16 protein-coding genes are annotated in these 18,177 nt (G+C 56.3%); 11 read left to right on the top strand and 5 right to left on the bottom strand.

Annotated elements, in window-relative coordinates; translation table 11 throughout:
* Nucleotides 1-15: 15 nt before the first annotated feature.
* The 3 genes from WNY61_RS19215 to WNY61_RS19205 all read right to left on the bottom strand — a co-directional run bounded on the left by WNY61_RS19215 (nucleotide 16) and on the right by WNY61_RS19205 (nucleotide 2,803).
* Nucleotides 16-2,079, bottom strand: coding sequence for an FAD-dependent oxidoreductase (locus WNY61_RS19215; RefSeq protein ID WP_342853053.1), 2,064 nt, complete (start codon nucleotides 2,077-2,079; stop codon nucleotides 16-18).
* Nucleotides 2,080-2,274: 195 nt separating this feature from the next.
* Nucleotides 2,275-2,595 (bottom strand): type II toxin-antitoxin system RelE/ParE family toxin, encoded by a 321-nt coding sequence (locus tag WNY61_RS19210; protein ID WP_342853052.1) that lies wholly within the window; start codon nucleotides 2,593-2,595, stop codon nucleotides 2,275-2,277.
* A complete protein-coding gene (locus WNY61_RS19205; protein ID WP_342853051.1) occupies nucleotides 2,570-2,803 on the bottom strand; it encodes a type II toxin-antitoxin system ParD family antitoxin in 234 nt (77 codons plus the stop codon). Before WNY61_RS19205 ends, WNY61_RS19210 begins: the two co-directional genes overlap by 26 nt.
* A gap of 324 nt (nucleotides 2,804-3,127) precedes the next feature.
* Between WNY61_RS19205 and WNY61_RS19200 the strand changes: the two genes are divergently transcribed.
* From WNY61_RS19200 to WNY61_RS19180, 5 genes are all read left to right on the top strand, one after another.
* Complete coding sequence (locus WNY61_RS19200; protein WP_342853050.1) at nucleotides 3,128-4,858, top strand: type I secretion system permease/ATPase; 1,731 nt, start codon at nucleotides 3,128-3,130, stop codon at nucleotides 4,856-4,858.
* A 109-nt stretch (nucleotides 4,859-4,967) separates the two neighbouring features.
* Complete coding sequence (locus WNY61_RS19195) at nucleotides 4,968-6,296, top strand: HlyD family type I secretion periplasmic adaptor subunit (RefSeq protein WP_342853049.1); 1,329 nt, start codon at nucleotides 4,968-4,970, stop codon at nucleotides 6,294-6,296.
* A gap of 56 nt (nucleotides 6,297-6,352) precedes the next feature.
* The gene (locus WNY61_RS19190) at nucleotides 6,353-7,357 is read left to right on the top strand and encodes a class I SAM-dependent methyltransferase (RefSeq protein ID WP_113075756.1); all 1,005 of its coding nucleotides are present in this window, start codon (nucleotides 6,353-6,355) and stop codon (nucleotides 7,355-7,357) included.
* 1 nt (nucleotide 7,358) lies between these two features.
* The gene (locus WNY61_RS19185; RefSeq protein WP_342853048.1) at nucleotides 7,359-9,737 is read left to right on the top strand and encodes a glycosyltransferase; all 2,379 of its coding nucleotides are present in this window, start codon (nucleotides 7,359-7,361) and stop codon (nucleotides 9,735-9,737) included.
* A complete protein-coding gene (locus tag WNY61_RS19180) occupies nucleotides 9,737-11,059 on the top strand; it encodes a glycosyltransferase family 1 protein (protein WP_342853047.1) in 1,323 nt (440 codons plus the stop codon). The genes WNY61_RS19185 and WNY61_RS19180 overlap by 1 nt, the downstream gene beginning before the upstream one ends.
* Here the strand turns inward: WNY61_RS19180 and WNY61_RS19175 are convergent.
* The gene (locus tag WNY61_RS19175; protein ID WP_342853046.1) at nucleotides 11,056-11,364 is read right to left on the bottom strand and encodes a helix-turn-helix transcriptional regulator; all 309 of its coding nucleotides are present in this window, start codon (nucleotides 11,362-11,364) and stop codon (nucleotides 11,056-11,058) included. The two genes, WNY61_RS19180 and WNY61_RS19175, sit on opposite strands and share 4 nt — an antisense overlap.
* Before the next feature lie 226 nt (nucleotides 11,365-11,590).
* On the opposite strand from WNY61_RS19175, the gene WNY61_RS19170 reads away from it, so the two are divergent.
* From WNY61_RS19170 to WNY61_RS19150, 5 genes are all read left to right on the top strand, one after another.
* Nucleotides 11,591-13,498, top strand: coding sequence for a DUF4214 domain-containing protein (locus WNY61_RS19170; RefSeq protein ID WP_342853045.1), 1,908 nt, complete (start codon nucleotides 11,591-11,593; stop codon nucleotides 13,496-13,498).
* 142 nt (nucleotides 13,499-13,640) lie between these two features.
* Nucleotides 13,641-13,850 carry a hypothetical protein gene (locus WNY61_RS19165; RefSeq protein ID WP_342853044.1) on the top strand — a complete coding sequence of 70 codons (210 nt, stop codon included), beginning with the start codon at nucleotides 13,641-13,643 and terminating at the stop codon, nucleotides 13,848-13,850.
* Between the two features lie 799 nt (nucleotides 13,851-14,649).
* Complete coding sequence (locus tag WNY61_RS19160; protein WP_342853043.1) at nucleotides 14,650-14,967, top strand: hypothetical protein; 318 nt, start codon at nucleotides 14,650-14,652, stop codon at nucleotides 14,965-14,967.
* 192 nt (nucleotides 14,968-15,159) lie between these two features.
* A complete protein-coding gene (locus tag WNY61_RS19155; protein ID WP_342853042.1) occupies nucleotides 15,160-15,525 on the top strand; it encodes a DUF1428 domain-containing protein in 366 nt (121 codons plus the stop codon).
* A gap of 28 nt (nucleotides 15,526-15,553) precedes the next feature.
* Complete coding sequence (locus WNY61_RS19150; RefSeq protein WP_342853041.1) at nucleotides 15,554-16,042, top strand: VOC family protein; 489 nt, start codon at nucleotides 15,554-15,556, stop codon at nucleotides 16,040-16,042.
* Nucleotides 16,043-16,294: 252 nt separating this feature from the next.
* Here the strand turns inward: WNY61_RS19150 and WNY61_RS19145 are convergent, their stop codons facing one another.
* Nucleotides 16,295-16,561, bottom strand: coding sequence for an exopolysaccharide biosynthesis protein (locus WNY61_RS19145; protein WP_342853040.1), 267 nt, complete (start codon nucleotides 16,559-16,561; stop codon nucleotides 16,295-16,297).
* Nucleotides 16,562-16,634: 73 nt separating this feature from the next.
* On the opposite strand from WNY61_RS19145, the gene WNY61_RS19140 reads away from it, so the two are divergent.
* Nucleotides 16,635-18,170 carry an IS3 family transposase gene (locus WNY61_RS19140; RefSeq protein ID WP_342853039.1) on the top strand — a complete coding sequence of 512 codons (1,536 nt, stop codon included), beginning with the start codon at nucleotides 16,635-16,637 and terminating at the stop codon, nucleotides 18,168-18,170.
* Nucleotides 18,171-18,177: the final 7 nt, after the last annotated feature.

The raw sequence follows: 18,177 nt of genomic DNA, 5'->3' as shown, positions 1-18,177 counted from the left end.
GGGGCCGATGGTCCTTTACACGTGTCCAAAATCTTCCCGTAGGGATTCTGGTTCTCCCTCAAGCCCGGCATGCCGAGCATAGGTATGACCCGACTGAACTGCCCCTGCGATGAGGCTTGGAGCGTAACAATCACCAATTCGCCTTACCGAGCGAATACCGGAATCGCTCCACTGCCCTTTGGCCGCAAGGAGGTTTTCCCAGAGAGCATCGTTGGGGCGCCGCGTTGTGACAGTGACCACTGTGTTGCAGGCAATCTCTTGAGTGTCTCCCGTGTAAACACAACTGAGCGTCAGCGTCTCCGGGGACATATCGGCAAGGCTGTGCAGGGGGATAATGCGCACTTGCTTTTCGATCAGGCGACGCTGAATACGGTCCTGCTCCAAAGTGGTTTCCGACCAGGGCGACACGACGGGCGCCGGTGTGACGAACACAACATCGCGCCCTGCGGTCGCCAAGAGTTCAGCTAGAACGCTTGCCATGTAAAAACGGTCATCATCAAAGACGACGACAGGCCCCTCATCCGTGACGGCCGATGCGCCTTTGGCCATGATTTCATCTGGCGTCAACACACGGTCCGGATCCAAAAAACCAAGTGGGCGACGATGCACGCGACCCACCCCATCCGCCCGCCATGTTGACCCTGTGGCAAGGGCGACATGAGGCATGCCGAACTCAAGAATATCAGATGCTTGAAGCGGGCTGTTAAGGTACATTTCGACATTCGGCGCTTGGTTTAGCTGCCAGAGCCGCCAATCGCGAACACGAGCCCATGTTGCAAGACCGGGCAAGGCACTTTCTAATGTGACACGCCCTCCCCATGTGTCCCCTGCCTCAGACAAGATGACCTCTGCACCCCGTTGGGCCAAGGCGCGCGCGGCCTCCAGCCCGGCGGGACCCCCGCCGACGATTAGGTAGGGGTCAGGGTGCGAAAGAGACGGGATAAATTCGGGATGCCAGCCACGCCGCCATTCCTCACCGAGGGTTGGGTTTTGGGTGCACCGCATCGGCACGCTGGTGTTGTCGCCCATCACGCAGATGTTGCACCCAATGCACTCCCGGATTGCCTCGACCTCCCCAGCCTCGATCTTGCTCGGCAGGAATGGATCGGCAATGGAAGGGCGCGCGGCGCCAATCAGGTCCAGATGACCGCTTTTGATCACCCGCGCCATGGTGTCGGGCGATGTATAGCGGCCCACGCCCACGACAGGCTTTGTGGTGACCGATTTCACAAAGCCTGTGTAATTCTCTTGAAACCCTTCGTCGGAGAACCGCGCGGTCTGGCTGTCGTTTGACCACCCAGACAGGTTCACATCCCAAAGATCAGGCTCTTCGGCCAAGGCCTCGATAATGTCATGCGCCTCGCCATCGTGCTGCAAGCCGTCGCGGCCCATCAGTTCATCAACCGCCAAGCGCACGGCGACGGCGCAAGTCTGACCCACAGCTTCTTTCGTGTCCTCAATCACTTCTCGGAACAACCGCAGACGGTTTGCAAATGAGCCGCCATATTCATCTGTACGGTGGTTGTGGCGCGCCAGCAGAAAATGTTGCAGCAAGGTCATATCGTGGCCCGCATAGGCGTAGATGATATCAAACCCCGCCTCTTTTGCCCGCAGCGCGGCCTCCACATGCCATTTGCGAAAGGCTGCGATGTCGGTCTTGTCCATGGCCCGGGCCTGGACCGGGTCATCACTGGCAACGGCGGCTGCGGATGGCGCAAGGGGGGCAATTCGGCTGTAGCGGTTTGCTGTATGAAGTCCATTATGAACCAGCTGGATCGCTGCCAGGCTGCCATGTGCGTGAACTGCATCTGTCACGAGGCGCAGGGCTGGAATGTCCTGCGCCTCCCAAATCCGCGCTTCATTTGCAGGGGTTAGGTCTGAGCTTGCATGTATTTCAGCCTCTTGCGTGGATACCACACCCCATCCGCCTTCCGCTTTTACCCCGCGCAGACGCGCCTCAGCTTTCGGGTATCGATGCCCCATACCCGTGCAATGTGGCACTTGGTAAAACCGGTTGCGGGTAGTGACAGGACCAATCTTGAGAGGCTTAAAGAGAATATCGTAACGCGGATCACGCATAGTGGGTCCTTGAAGTGGCTCGTGTGAGGAGGGTTCAGCTTGAGCCTATTGGAACAGGTGGAAAGCCGAAAGCGGACAAACACGATGATCGTGACCTCGGAGAGAACCATGACCCCGGACGGATATATCGCAATCCCGCTTAACAGAGCCGCAAACAAAGAACCGTTTTTGAACGACTATCACGGGTCTCGTAATCTAAAGCTCAAACAAACCCGGCAGATCTCGCGACCCTTCTATCACCCGCACGATCTGCACTTCATCACCTACCTTGATGAAGAATATCAGGTAACGCCCATGCCGCACGTGACGCAGCCCTTTGTGCAGATCGTCGCGCTTCTGGAAGCTGCCGGGGCGCTCGCCTACTTCAACAATCTTCGCCTCGATCTCGGCCACGAACGATGCGGCGCGAGGGCGATTGTCGAGCGCGATGAAGTCGCCAACTCCATGAGGTCTGCCCGTGCAGCGGGCAGGATAACGACGTTTGCCACGATCAGGACTTGTCGGCGTAACGCGCACGCAGCTCGACAAACACCTGGTCGGCCGGAATGCCCGGTCCGCTGTCCAGCCCAGCTTTGATCGCGTTCCGTAAGACCTCAAGATCGCGCAGCTCGGCATTGCGGCTGCGTGTCCAGTCGCGCAACGCCTCGCGGACAACTTCACTGGTTGAGGCATACTCGCCACCAGCTACGGTCTGGCGCAGTGCCTCTGCCATGTCTGTTGGCATCGTAATTGTCATTCGTTCAGCTGAAGGCATGGCATGTCCTTTCAAGATATGTCATACATAAGCATACTTTTGATGCGCGCAGTGTCGAGTCTGATCATGATCACTTGGTTCGTCACGGAGGCTATTTTGACCGCAAGGCCATCTGCGCGCATGTTTCAAAAAGAAGCGGTTGCCATGGAGCTCGCAAACGACATTGAAGACGATCTGCCACCGAAACATTGAAGTCTTTCCTAGCAATTGAACCTGCGTATACTGGGCGTGACCTTCAGTAAAAAAGCGTTTATAGCGAGGCGACCATGTTTGGCTGTGAAAGATATTTACCCAATGAGTGCCAGTAACCCGCTCCAGCAGGCCTACCAGAAGTTTCGCTCCATTTTCGGGGCGACGATCCTGTTCAGCTTCTTTGTGAATTTGCTGATGTTCGTAGGTCCTCTTTATATGCTCCAGATCTATGATCGGGTGCTTTCCAGCCGAAACGAGATGACGCTCGCGGTGATCACGGTGGTCGCAGTGGCCCTTCTCATCACCTATGGCACGCTAGAGTTTGTTCGCTCGCGTATGCTGGTACGGGCAGGTTTGCAGTTTGACAGCATCCTCTCACGGCCCCTGTTTGACCGCGTGGCACGGATGCAGCTAGTCAATCCCAACGGTGGCGCGCGCACCGCTCTGGGAGATGCAGATAAAGTCCGCAGTTTTATTACCGGACAAGGTGTGTTGGCCTTTTTTGATGTGCCCTGGACCCCGATCTTTCTCGCGCTCTGCTTTGCTTTCCATCCTTGGTTGGGATGGGTGGCCACGGCCGGTACGGTCGTCATCTTCACCCTCGCGCTTCTCAACGAATATTTGACCCGCAATGCGCTGCAGTCGGCCAACAACGAGGGCCAGCAAGCGTCCGAATTTGCCGGGGCCACGATGCAGAATGCGGAAGTCATTCGTGCAATGGGGATGCAAGATGCTCTGGCGCAACGTTGGCAGGTCAAGCGCAATGGCATGCTCGTTTCGCAAGCCACCGCCAGTGACTGGGCCGGTGCTGTCATGTCGAGCTCAAAATTCGTCAGAATGGCCCTTCAGGTCGCGATCCTCGGCACGGGTGCCTATCTCGCTATGAAAGGGGAGATCTCCGCAGGCGTCATGATCGCGGCCTCTATCGTGATGGGCCGTGCTCTGGCTCCGGTTGAGCAGGCCGTCGGACAGTGGAAAGAATTTGTTGCAGCGCGCCAATCCAATGCACGCCTGAAAAAGCTCTTTGAAGCTGTTGCAGAAGAGCCTACGCGTCTTCAACAGCCCCAGCCTAAAGGTCATCTCAGCGCCGAAGGTGTCACGACTGTTGTCCCCGGCACCCGCGATACGATCCTACGGGGCGTCAGTTTTGATCTGCCAGCCGGAAAGACATTGGCTCTTATTGGTCCCAGTGGGTCGGGAAAGTCTACGCTTGCGCGTCATCTGGTCGGTGTGGGCGACCCAATCAATGGCGCGATCCGCCTTGATCAGGTGGAACTTTCCCATTGGGACCGTAATCAGCTTGGCAAAACCATCGGCTATCTGCCGCAGGACGTAAAACTGTTCGCGGGTACCGTCGCCGAGAACATTTCCCGCTTTATAGACGACGCCACCGACGACGATATTATTGCAGCCGCCAAGCTTGCCGGGGCCCACGAAATGATTTCCGGGCTGAACGACGGCTATGCCACCCAAATTGGAAGCGGCGGCGGCCGTTTGTCTGGCGGTCAACGGCAGCGGGTTGGATTGGCCCGGGCGCTTTTCGGCAACCCCTCTCTGGTGGTGCTTGATGAGCCCAATGCAAACTTGGACAGTGAAGGCGAAGAAGCCTTGGCACGTTGCCTCACCCAACTGAAGAGTGAAGGTAAGACGATTGTCCTAGTGACCCATAAGGCGAATATTCTGAGTGCCACCGACTTCACCTTGATCCTGAGAGAAGGAACGGTTCAGCGGTTTGTGGCCACAAAGGAGCTGTTGCAGCCCCAGCAGCAACCTCAACAACAAAAGCCGCAGCAGCAGCCCCAAACGTTGTCGCTGTCCACGGCCAAGCTGTAAACTTTGGCAGGATCTGACCGAGACCCACATGTGGCGCTGGTCCGATCCTTGTCAAAATGGCAAAACAGTTCTCATTCATACAAAGCGACCAGAAATTTAGGATTCAATCGTGGCAACAGCACAATCAACCCTGATTGCGGGCCAACTGAAAAAGATGGCAAACCCGCGAAAGTACTCCTTTGCAGGGTATGTTATCTTGTTCATTACCTTCGGCATCCTGGGCACCTGGGCTTATTTTGCGATCATCGCCAGCGCTGTTGTGGCGCCTGGGGTGGTGTCGCTGGAAAGCGACCGCAAAGTTGTTCAGCACCTTGAGGGCGGTATCGTTCAAGATATCTTGGTGCGCGAGGCTGCTTTCGTGGAGCAAGGTGACCCCCTGCTCGTGCTCGACAACATCCAGATCAACTCGGAAATAAGGGTGCTCGAGCAGCGCCGTGCCGCCTCGGAAGCCTTGATTGCCCGTTTGGTCGCAGAGCAGGCCTTTGATGAAGAGATCGAGTTTTCCCCTGACCTGCTTAACGCTGAAGACCCCTACGTGAAAAGTGCGGTGCAAGCCCAACGCAACATCTTTGAAGACCGCCGATCAATCTTTTTGTCGCAAACTGAAATCCTCGAGTTCCGTGCAGAGCAGTTGAACGGTCAAGCGGAAGGCTACGAAGTCCAGCTCGCCGCCGTGGAAAGACGCCATACCCTGCGCAACGAACTCTTTGAGCGGATGCGCACAGGCGAAGAGCGCGGCGTGATCGAAAGCAACCGCCTCTCTGAGATGCAAGATGAGGTGATCCAGATCGAGGCCAGCATTGGGACGGCCATGTCCGATATCGCCCAAGTAAAAGCCGCCGCCGGAGAGGCGCAGCTCAATATTCTCAAGCTCAAGCAAGAATATAGCGAACGTGCCAACAGCGAGCTTAAGACCGCGCGCTCCGAGATTTCCGAGATCAATGAAAAGTTAACGGTAGCCGCCGATCAGATGCGGCGCACAACCATTCTGGCCCCCACGACCGGCAAGGTGCAAAGCCTCGCCGTCACCACCCGCGGCTCCGTGATCCGTTCTGGCGAAATCCTGATGGAGATCGTCCCCAGCGATGAGACGCTTCTTATTGATGCGAAGATCGCGCCCGTGGATGTGGATAACGTACGCCCCGGGCTTGAAACCGAAGTACGGTTTTCGGCCTTCAAAGCCCGCCTGTCAAAGGTAGTGTTGGGCGAAGTTCTATCGATCTCAACAGATGTGGTGACCACCCAGGACCCCAACGAGGCGCCCTATTACCTCGCACGTATCAAAGTACCGGACGAAAATCTCACGGATGAGATCCGTGAGGGTTTGACCGCAGGCATGCCGGCAGATGTGGTGATCCTGACAGGTGAGAGGACCGTATTGCAGTACATGCTAGACCCCCTGTCCGAAGCAATTTTCAAGAGCTTGCGCGAAGAGTAAACACCTAGATAGACTGTAGGCATGGTGAAAAATCCGAAGATCCGATGGGAGATAATGTGAGCAAGGTCAAGCGTTTTGGCGACTACATAGCTGCGTTTTTCAAGCTCGGGCGCACAGAGCGCTTGGCCAAAGAAGCGCACCGCAACATGCGAGCCACCGAGGAGCGCTTCAATGCTTTGGAAACCCGCGAGCGCCAGTTGAGGAATGGAATCAAACAAATGGTTCAGGGCGAGACCCAGGTTCTAATGGCCCGCAATGCAGAGCTCGCGCGTAATTTTGTCGGACTCTCCCGGCGCTTGGATCAGGTCTTGCTCGCATCCCAAGGGACGCAAACACAGCCCCCACCGCCGGACCCGGCCGCCAAGGACGCGGGGGGGCTCGGGGCCGTCATGGACAGTTTCTATCACCGGCTGGAAAACAAATACCGCGGCACCACATCCGACATCCGCAACAGGTTACGCGTCTATCTGCCCGATGTTGAGAGCGCGGTTATCCGCACCGGCGGCAAACCTGTTATGGACATCGGCTGCGGCCGCGGGGAATGGCTCGGCCTGCTGAATGATGTAGGCATCACCGCCATTGGCATTGATACCAATCCTGTACAAATTGAAGACGTGCAGAGCGAAGGACTGGATGCGCGTTACGGGGACGCCCGCAGCGCGCTCACTGAGGCCAAAGACGATTCTTTAGCCTGTATTACCGCGCACCATCTGATCGAGCATCTGCCTTTTGAAGAGGTTCTCTGGATTACCCGGGAAGCCATGCGCGTGCTGGCCCCAGGCGGGGTGCTCTTGTTCGAAACCCCCAATACACGCAACGTTCTGGTAGGATCGACTTCCTTTCACAACGATCCCACGCACCTGCGTCCTATGACCGATCCGGTGCTGAATGTCTTGTTTGAAACGATCGGGTTTCAGCCCATCGAAACGCGCCATCTGCACCCACATGAGAGGCTTGCTGAGTTTATGGCAAAGCCAGGGTTTGACCCCGACCTGGCCAATCTGATGTTTGGCGCCCAGGATCTTGCCATCTTGGGGCACAAACCCCTTCGGGAGACTTAAGATGCGGGTTGGTGTTGTTCGGACCCAAGTCCCCTTCGTCACCGGCGGTGCAGAGCGCCATGCTGCTGGCTTGGTGAGCGCCCTGCGGCAGTATGGTCATGAGGCTTGCGAAGTCGCCCTGCCCTTCAAGTGGTACCCCGTTGAGACCTTGACCGATAGCATCCTATCAGCACGGCTGGTGGACCTGTCAGAAGCTGAAGGGGTGCCCATCGACATGATGATTGGGCTTAAATTCCCCGCCTATCTCGCGCGGCACCCAAATCCGGTCTTTTGGTTGATCCACCAGCATCGGCAAGCCTATGACATGTGGAATGCTGGCACGTCGGACTTGCTGGACAGCCCCGATGGGATGATGGCACGCGATATGATCCGGGCTGAAGACCGCGCGGCGTTTGCACGCAGCACGCGCCCCATTTATGCGAACTCGAAAAATGTCGCCGGACGGTTGGAGACTTACCTTGGTCTACCCTCTACGCCTTTGTATCACCCCCCACCGCTCGCAGACCGGATGGCTCAAGGCGCGTTTGGTGACTATCTCTTCGCGCCGGGACGTCTGAACCCCTCCAAGCGGGTCGATCTGATGCTGCGCGCATTGGCCATGACGCCTGGACCAATGCGCTTGGTCATCGCCGGCGTGCCAGAGAACCCTGCCTATCTGGACGACTTGCGCAGCCTGGCTGCGGCTTTGGGGATTTCGGGGCGCGTCGATTGGCTGGGCGGCATCGATAATGACACAATGATCCGCCACTATGCCCAGGCCCGTGGCGTCGTCTTTACGCCGCAAGATGAAGATCTGGGCTATATCACATTGGAGGCCATGCTCTCGGGCAAGCCGGTGATCACCACCACCGACGCCGGTGGCCCGCTAGAGTTCATTTCTCACGAACAAGAAGGATTGATCACCTCGCCCGATGCGGAGGCGCTCTCAAAGGCTTTCACCACGCTTTATGAAGATGCAGCCTTGGCCGAAACCATGGGCCAGGCCGGGCTCGAGCGCTATCATAGTCTGAACATTTCCTGGGAGCATGTGGTGGAAACACTGACCGGGGAGACGGCCAAACCAGCCCCTGGACCCGCGCAAATCGCGGCCCTTGAAGCGAAAGCCGCGGCCACCCCGGCCGAAGAAGCAGTGGCCCGTGTACAGGCCGCCGTGGCTCCGCCGCCAGCGCCGACCTTGCCTTTTGCCTCTATCACCGACGTGTTGAAAGCCTATGCCTTTGACACCATGCCTCAAGAAAATGGTGAGGGTCCCGCGCCGGTTGAGCCTGGATTGGCACAATATCTGGGCTCGCATTGGACGCGTTACCTGACCACTTTGCACCATATCGTAGACTGTGCCCCGCGCGATATTCTGGATGTTGGGGTCTTCCCACCTCTGGCCTTTGAGGCCATGGTCGTCAACGCGCTCGAGGACGTCAAAATGAGCGGGGTCTGGGAAGGACCAAATCCCTATGCGCAGTCAGTCAAAAGCCTGAACCCAGCCTACCCTGATTTTGATATCGAGCTGCGCCCCGCCAACATCGAGCGCGATGTTATGCCCTATGGGGACGCAGAGTTCGACATGGTGCTGGGCATGGAGATCTTTGAGCATCTCGCTCTGGACCCGCATTTCTTCCTGTCCCAAGCGGCCCGCGTGTTGCGACCCGGAGGGCATATCATCCTCACCACACCCAATGTCGGCAGCCACCGCGGTGTGCGTAAGATGCTTGATCGCGAGTCCCCCTACTCTTTCGGCCTTTTCGTCCCGACGGGCGGGGTCTATGGACGGCACAACCGCGAATACACCCCACATGAGGTAGAAGCTCTCGCCCATGGTGCCGGCTTTGAAACCCACTACCTAGGGACATCTGATGTCTACGACGATCACGTGGACCCGGCGACTGCGGCCCTCATGATTGCCCGCGAGGACGACTTGCATCTGCGCGGAGAAACGATCGTCTTTGTTGGGCGGAAAGTAGGAGCGCCGAGCGCCCCGCCCGCTGGCCTTTATCATGGTGATCCTGCGCGGCTGTCGGGCACACTGGTTTTGACCAAGGATGAGGCCGAGACCGGCCTCACGCAAGTCACCGCCCAAAACACCTCTTCAGGATGGTGGCCCGCTGCGGGCAACCAGGCGACGGCCCTTTTGGCTGAATGGATCAATGGTGAGGATTATCTTGTTCATACCAATGTCATTCTGCCGCTAAGCGAAGCCGTGGCACCGGGAGCGGAGACCACATTCAGCTTCCGCCGGGATCCTGATATGGCGGGCCCTGGTACGCTGCGGCTGCATCTTTTCCAGACGGGTGTTGGTGCTTTTACTGGCACGGGACGGGCCAACACACTGGAGCTGTCTTGTTCTGAGGCCAGCTTTTTGGCCTTAGTCAAACGAGCCCTTTGATGAGCAGCGCAGAGCCTCGCCCCACAATTCACTGGATCAGCCCCCTTCCCCCGGCTGAAACCGATATTGCGCATTACACCGCACGCATCCTGCCGGCGCTCAGCGCTAAGGCGGAGGTTGTTCTGTGGACTGATGCGCAGGAATGGGATCTGTCCTTGGAGCGGTATTGTGTGGTCAAGAAGTTTGACCCGGATACGGTCTTGCCGAGAGATTTTGCCGCGGCCAGCTGCGGAACAGGACCAGAGATCCTCTTTCTGCACATCGGGAACTCTTGGGTCTTCCACGCGGGGTTTTTGCGCCTCGCGCAACGCATTCCCACCTTTGTGGTCTTACATGATCTCGCGATTCAAGAACTGATGATCGAAGCCGTCGGGCAATACGAATGGGATGCGCCGAGCTACTTGGCCGGGCTGGAAAAGTGGTATGGAGCGGAAGGCTGGCGCAAGGGCCAGGCCTGCTTGCAACGAGAAGAAAAAGGGGCTGTCATTTCTGCCCAATTGCCGGGCTTTGAGCTGGTGTTGGACAAGGCGCTTGGCGTGCTAACACATACTCAATTTGCGTCGAATGCGGTGCAAGAACGGTTGCCTCACTTGCCCTGCCAAGTGTTGCCCTTGCCCTTCAAAATAGGCCCCCCGCCCTCGCAGCGCCGGGCTTCAAGCGGCCCGGTCCGGCTTTTGCAATTCGGCTGGATCGGCCCCAACCGGCGGCTCGAGCAAGTTTTGGACGTTTTGGCGCAGATGCCGGAGGATTTTGACTACCGGCTGGACGTGATGGGCAAGGTTTGGAACCCGGACATCATACATGACAAGCTGACCCAGTTGAACCTGGCCCGCCGGGTACATCTGCATGGGTTTGTCCCAGAGCCGGTCTTGGACGATGCGCTACGCCAGGCCCATCTGGTGTTGAACCTGCGCCATCCCAGCATGGGGGAAGCATCTGGCAGCCAGCTGCGCATCTGGAATGCGGGGGCGCCATCGGTCGTCACCCGGGAAGGCTGGTATGCGGGATTGCCTGAAGACGTGGTCTATTTTGTAGATGTGGACGATGAAGCCGCTCAACTGCACGCGCTCTTTTTGAGACTTGCCGCTGATCGCCGCGCGGGGGACGAGATTGGTGCCGCAGGCCGGGCCTATTTCGAGGCGCATCATGCCCCCGCTTCCTATGCGCAAGGCATCGTCTCTTTGGCCAAAGAAACCTCTTTGAACGCCGGTCGTGACTTGGCCTTTCGGTTGAGGTTTGAGCAGCAAACGGCACGCGGCTTACATCCAAGTTTGCAAAAGCGTCTCGAGACAGTTTCCGCGCCTGTCAGAACGGACCTTTAGGCGTTTTCTGCATCGCCAAACAGCATCCCATAGGCTTCTGGCTCATAATACTTCAGCAGAATTTTCATAAAGGCTTTAGGCTCTTGCTCAAGGGCGTTTGCCCAATCGCGGTACCGCGCGCTTGGGATTTTGCCGCGGCCTGTCTCAAGCTGAGAGATAAAGGTGTAGTAGTCCAAGTCGAGAACATCAGCGAGCTGACGCTGCGATAAGCCCTGCGCTTCGCGCAGAGTCCTCAGCCAGCTTCCCAATTCAGTACGCGCATCTTTATCGCGCGAGACAGCAGGGGTGATCTTGTCGTGTGCCATACGAAGCTTTCTGTTCGCGGTGAAACCCCATTATATAGGGGACCCAGCCAAGTTTGCGGCAGCTGAAGTAAGAGCTGCCGATGTTATTTTTGGGCGGTTCTATGCCTGTCCGTATCCATAACATCATATGAAAGAAGTTGGTATACTTTTTACTGGACATAAAGCTTGCTCGATGACGGATAATTTGCTAGTTCGCTATTAGCGATCATTCCGCGATCTGGCGACAATGCCTTATTTGGAAGATTTTTGCCGCGCGGTCGCTCGTGAAAAGAAAATCGTGAACCTTCACAAAGCAGGAATTACAAACATGGCAACTTCTACGCAAATCAATGCGATTACAGCCCTCTACGTAGGGTACTTTGACCGCGCTCCTGATCCAGCAGGTCTTCAGTTCTGGATTGACCAAATCGACAACGGTCGTGAGTTCAACACAATCGCAGCTGACTTCGCAGCTTCCGCTGAAGCCGTGGCGCTGTACCCTTACTTGACCACGCCAGACGTTTCTTCGCCTGCCGCGTTCATCACAAATATCTACGCGAACCTGTTCGGCCGCACACCTGACGATGAAGGTCTGGAATTCTGGACTGGCGTTCTGGAAGACGGTAGCGTTTCCGTCGCCGACATGATCGAAGCAATCATCATGGGCGCACGTGACGATGCAGCCGCCGGTACATTCGACAAATCCGTTCTGGACAACAAAGTCGAAGTTGGTTTGGATTTTGCTCTGGAAACAGGCAATGTTGCTGGCTTCGAATTTGACGCCGCAGCCAAAGCCGCAGCTGTTGCCGCAGTCAACGGCGTGACCGAAGACAAAGCGACCGTCGCTCAAGCTAAAGCAGCTACAGACGCGTACGTCGCTGATGGCACAGTGCCAGGTCCAGGTACTGTGGGCGACATCTTCACGCTCACTGCAGGTGTTGATCAGCTGACAGGCACAGCTAACAACGACACAATCCGTGCTGTTGTTAATGACTCGCTTGAGAGCTTTGACATCATTGACGGTGGCGCAGGCAACGATGTGCTGAACATTGCCGATGACGCGATCTCTTCGGGTGCCGCAACTACCGTCGTACCGGTCATCAAGAACGTTGAACGTATCAACAATGGTGAAGACGACACAATTGATCTGCAGAGCGTTACTGGCGCCAAACAGATTTGGACAACAGGCGCAGCCGGTACCTACACCAATGCTATGCTTGCTACCGCATTCGGCGTTTCCACTGCTGGCTCAACAGCGAACATCGCTTTCGCAGATGATCTGTCTGGCGATAGCGATGCGGCGACCTTTGCTGCCGATCTTGCTGCAGCTGGTGCGGTTACTTTTGAAATCACAGCAGATGCTGATGCAGTTGAAACTGTTAATGTTTCCGTTGATGCGGTAGACGCTGCTGCTGGCGGTGCCACCACAGTTAACCTGGATGCCGACCTGGATGGTCTTCAAACTGTAAACGTTACTGGCTCTGGCGACGCCGTTATCCAATCTGTTGGCGGAACCGCACTGGCTGAAGCCACTCTGGAAGTCTTCAATGCATCGGCTGCTACAGGTGATGTTGATGTTGACCTCACAGGTTCGGGCGACACTGCAAGCTCCGCAACAGTGGAAGACCTTACGGTCACCATGGGTTCCGGCGACAACATGGTAACACTTGCTGGTCAGAACGATGCGACTGTTGACCTTGGTGCTGGCGACGACACTTTCGTTAGCGCTGGTGCTGAGCAAGGCCTCTCGCTTACACTTGGTGCAGGCAACGACCTCATTGATCTGAGTGCTACTACCAACATCGCAGACGCTGCTGAAGCAAACTTCCAGAGCGACATCTTCAAAATTGCTGATTTCAACGTGGACGATGACACGCTGGATGTAGCCGGTCTGACGCAAATCGCTCTGACCAACGTTCAGCAGGCAACCATCGGTTCCGGCGCTGGCGATGATCTGTTCGACGCGGTAACCGATGCAGCTACCTTCACATCCAACTTGAGCGGCAATGATGAAGCGGTTGTGTTTGAGTTTGATGGGAATACATACCTTTACACAGACTCTGACGATGATGGTGCATTCTCTGCCACAGATGGTTTGATTGAGCTGACAGGCATTTCCATGTCCGATCTCGACGCTAGCAACTTCGTCATCTAAGACGCTTAAATACCGATCCTCGGATTGGACAGAGAGGGGGCCTTCGGGTCCCCTCTTTTGGTATTTGAAGTTCTGAACACCGGGTTGGTTCAATCCAGCCCTTGCCCCACCTGGTTCTGCAGAAAACGTAAGGAGAGCAATCATGGCAAACAGCCAAACAATCGACATCGACGGTAAGTCCTATGAGCTGGACAAGCTGACAGACGAAGCCAAGAGCCAACTGGGGAATATCGGTGCTGTGGATGCTGAACTAAAGCGGCTGCAACAACAGACTGCTATCGCTCAGACAGCACGGAATGCTTATGCGCGTGCTTTGCAAGAAGAGCTGGCTAAAGTTGAGCCGCAACAGTAAGTTACATCTGTAGACTTAGTTGCCTGGTTTACCTGCTAGAAGGCCTCTGCTGGAAACGGTGGAGGCCTTTTTGCTTTGGAGCAGCTATGGTTTGGCCTAACCTTATAAGGGGCGATTCCAAGATGTCCTGGAATCATACAGAGACGCTGGTCACGCTCAGGTAGGCACCTCCAAAAAAATCACTGGAAGATGCGCTGTATGGTTTGACGCCTACACGGGATGGGTCATTCTGTGGATGACGACGAGAGCAGGTGACGCCAGGGGCATGGAATACCGTATATGGGTCTGCCCCGAGATCGCAATTATAGGATCGTAAATCTAGCCCGCCCGCAAAAGTAGGGTCCCGTTATCTTATAATTGCGGGGCCTTTACCTATGTAAGAAAAGCAGAGATGGAGATCGGCCAAGAAATTGATAATGATGGTAAATCCTAAGACAGGACAGCTTGACGGACATTCGAGCTGTGGATGTGGGGCTTCAGCGCCTTGTTCAAAAAGCCATCGCTCAAACAACACGCAATGCCTATGCACGGGCTTTGCAAGAAAAACTGGCCAAAATTGAACTACGGCAGTAAGCTGGTGGCGTAAATCTCATTAGTGTCTCAACTGATGAAGGGCCTCTGCTGGAAACGGTGGAGGTCTTTTGCGTTGGAGGGGTATGTGCATGGCTTGGGAACCGCCACGGCATTGAGAGCGCTTTGTGTAAGTCAAATCTCGCTGATGAATAACGAGCTGATAGGCGTGTCGCCGGACCAAGGTTATGATCAAAATAGCACTCTGAATTATGCATAGGATCCCCCCATGAGACAAATCTTACTCGCTACTTTCATGGCTGCTGGATGGGCTGGCACAGCCTCTGCCGCCTGCACCTATGAGCAGGTCGAACCAGTTGCGAAACAGGGCCAAATGCAACACCGCTTCTTCAGTGCATGTGGGTTCTATGAAGTCGGTTATATGCTGGAAGGAAACACCCTGCACTTCCCGCGGGGAGGCACTCATACGGTCAGCGATGTTTCTGTAGCTGAAGCTCAATCTCTTCTGACGGAGACGTACGGTCTTGTCGATGTAGGAGACGATACATTTATCCGCACCAAGGGGTTATTCGGCCCGTCTCGTTAAAGACGCCCGGCATGGCCCGTGCGGTGTTCGGTTAATGCTGGATAATATCTGCCGACGACGCGGCCTGGACCACGTATCGCGGCGCCCCAAGCAGACCCACCGACCCTAATTAGACGTATCATAGCCCCTAGACGCCCCCGGAACCGAATTCCAACGTGGAATTGGACTAAGGCGCAAAACAGGAGACCTGTCATGACCTACGTAGCTGGCTTCCTCACCCCCGTTCCCGATGGAAATCGTGAGGCCTATATCGAAAGCGCCCGCAAAGCCTGGCCGCTTTTTCGCGACTACGGCGCGCTGTCGACCATCGAATGCTGGGGCGACCAAATCCCCGAGGGCACGCGAACAGATTTCAAGCGCGCTGTGGCCTTGGAAGAGGGCGAGAGCGTTTGCTTTTCGTGGGTCGTCTGGCCAGACAAGGAGAGCCATGACCGCTGTGGGGCCTCTATGGAAACGGACCCCCGCTGGCAGGAGCTTTCCATGCCTTTCGATGGCAAGCGGATGGTTTGGGGCGGCTTCAACCCCGTCTTCGAAGCCAGCACAAATTCCGCCGAATGATTCGCCACCCGCCGCAAGGAGAATGCCGATGACCAAACGCAAGGCCGCCGTTTTCCTCTGGTTCGATACTGAGGCCGAACAGGCTGCGGAGTTCTATGCCGCTACCTTTCCCGACACCGAAATAGAAAATATCACCCGCGTGCCCGAGGGCGTTCCCGGCATCCCCGCGGGCACGGTTCAAGTGGTCGAGATGACCCTCCTTGGCCTCCCCTATGCGCTTCTCAACGCCGGGCCGCAGGTGCAGCCGAATGACGCCTACTCGTTGCAGGTCTACACTGAGGACCAAGCGGAGACAGACCGGCTTTGGACCGCGATCGTCGGCAACGGGGGCGCGGAAATCATGTGCGGCTGGTGCAAGGACCGTTGGGGTTATCGGTGGCAGATCACGCCACGCGTGCTTATGGAAGCGCTTTCGGACCCAGACCGCGCGGCCTCAGCACGTGCCCAAGCGGCCATGATGAAGATGAAAAAGATCGACATCGCTGCGATTGAAACCGCCCTTCGCGCTGCGCCCTGAGTTTGGCCAAGCCGCCCGGCCAAAGGGGTTATCGCGCACAAAACCTTACTGAGAATGCCAACTTCGCTGAGCTGAGTGGACACAGGCATCAACGCACTCGCAACACTCTGCGCGGGCGTTCTTGTCTCCAAGCGGGACGCCCCGCGTCGTTTGCTCGCCTATGCAACACATCTGGTAGGGCATAGTTTTTTCTAGCACCGCGGGACTGTCCCTTAGCCCAAGACGTGTGGGTCTTGAAAACACTGTGACGGTTCAAGAAAAGCTGAGTACGGTAAAGGCGCCTGCCGCAAAGATAGCAAAGACCAATGTAATCGAAACGAGCCCGATAAGCACGCCGCCGAGAAGCCAAAGGCCATCGCGCTCGCCTAGGCTAAAAGCCAGCATAATGACCGAGAGAGCCGGCAAGGCATTGGCGAATGGAATGGGCAGTAATACGAAAACCGACATGATAAGACAGCCGACCCCGACCGTTCGCTCGGCCGCTTTCTGAGACAAGACCCAATAGCGCGGGCAGGCCAATGCTGTTGATTGTCACCGAGAACTGACCCGGCGGGGGTGCGGACGAAAACTTGGACTATCTTGGAGATAGTCCATGTACAGCTACGAAGAACGACTGCGCGCGGTTAAGCTTTATATCAAGCTCGGCAAGCGCGTGCAGGCCACCATCCGTGAGTTGGGGTATCCAACGAAGAACGCCCTGAAAGGGTGGCATCGAGAATACCAACGTCTGCAGGACTTGCCGATACGGTCGGTGCCGCGCCCGCCTAAATTCTCATTGGCGCAAAAGCAGGTGGCGTTAGAACATTATGCAACCCATGGCCGCTGCATCTCATGGACGCTGAGTGCTTTAGGCTATCCAGGCCGAGCCACAATGACGGCTTGGGTACGCGAGGCCTTTCCTGACATGAAGCCGGCCTCCAACGCGGCATATGGCCCTGGCAACCACTCTGACGCCGTGAAGCAGGCTGCTGTGGTCGGGCTATATAGCCGTCAAGAAAGTGCCCAGGCCCTGGCCGAAAAGTTCGGAGTTAGTCGGCCGACGCTCTATGCTTGGAAAACACAGATCCTTGGCCCGGAGGCTCCTGCCATGATGAAACGCAAGAAGAGTGCCCTTCCCCCAGAGCTTGAAGAGTTGGAGCGTCAGCGTGAAGCCCTGCAGCGCGACATCCGCGAGCTCCAGATTGAGCATGATCTGCTCAAGACTGCGAGTGAAATGATAAAAAAGGAACTTGGCGGCGATTTGCGGAGCCTGAGCAATCGGGAAAAGACCATGCTCATCGTCGCCCTAAAAAACCGGTATAAGACACCAGCGCTGTTGGCTCGGCTCGGTCTCGCGCGCAGCTCTTATTTTTACCACCGCGCTCGCATGAATCTGGAAGATAAGTATCTTCCCATTCGATACGCCATGAAGGAGGCTTTCGAAAGCAATCATCGCTGCTACGGGTACCGCCGCCTCAAAGCATATATGACGCGGGAATCCATCTCGATCTCCGAAAAAGTGGTGCGGCGCCTGATGAAACAGGAAGCTTTGATCGTCCCAAAGCCGAAGCGCCGACGTTACAGCTCATATCTGGGTGAGATTAGTCCTGCGCCGGAGAATATCATCAACCGAAAATTCCAGGCGGCAGCGCCAAACGAGAAGTGGCTGACCGATATCACCGAGTTCCACATCCGAGCGGGAAAAGTCTATCTTTCCCCAATCATCGATTGCTTCGACGGCCTCGTCATAAGTTGGACCATAGGGACCAGACCGGATGCCGACCTTGTAAATACCATGCTTGAAGCAGCGGTAGAGACCATCGCTGACAGCGAAGCGCGGCCCATCGTCCACAGCGATCGCGGAGGCCACTATCGCTGGCCTGGCTGGCTGGAACGTATCGACGCAGCGAAGCTCGTTCGCTCGATGTCACGAAAGGCGAGCTCGCAGGACAATGCCGCATGTGAAGGCTTCTTCGGACGCCTGAAGACTGAGTTCTTCTATCCTCGCGATTGGCGGGCGTTCACCGTGGCCCAGTTTATTGACGAGGTTGACGCCTACATCCATTGGTATAACGAAACGCGCATCAAGATGTCCCTTGGTGGCAGAAGCCCAATCGAGTACCGTAAAAGCCTCGGCCTTATGCCGTGAAAACAGT

Origin of the sequence: Sulfitobacter sp. AS92 (genome assembly GCF_038900015.1) — a bacterium.
Taxonomy (GTDB): Bacteria; Pseudomonadota; Alphaproteobacteria; order Rhodobacterales; family Rhodobacteraceae; genus Sulfitobacter.
The sequence above is the reverse complement of the archived record's forward strand: the minus strand, read 5'-3'. Positions and strand labels throughout refer to the sequence as shown.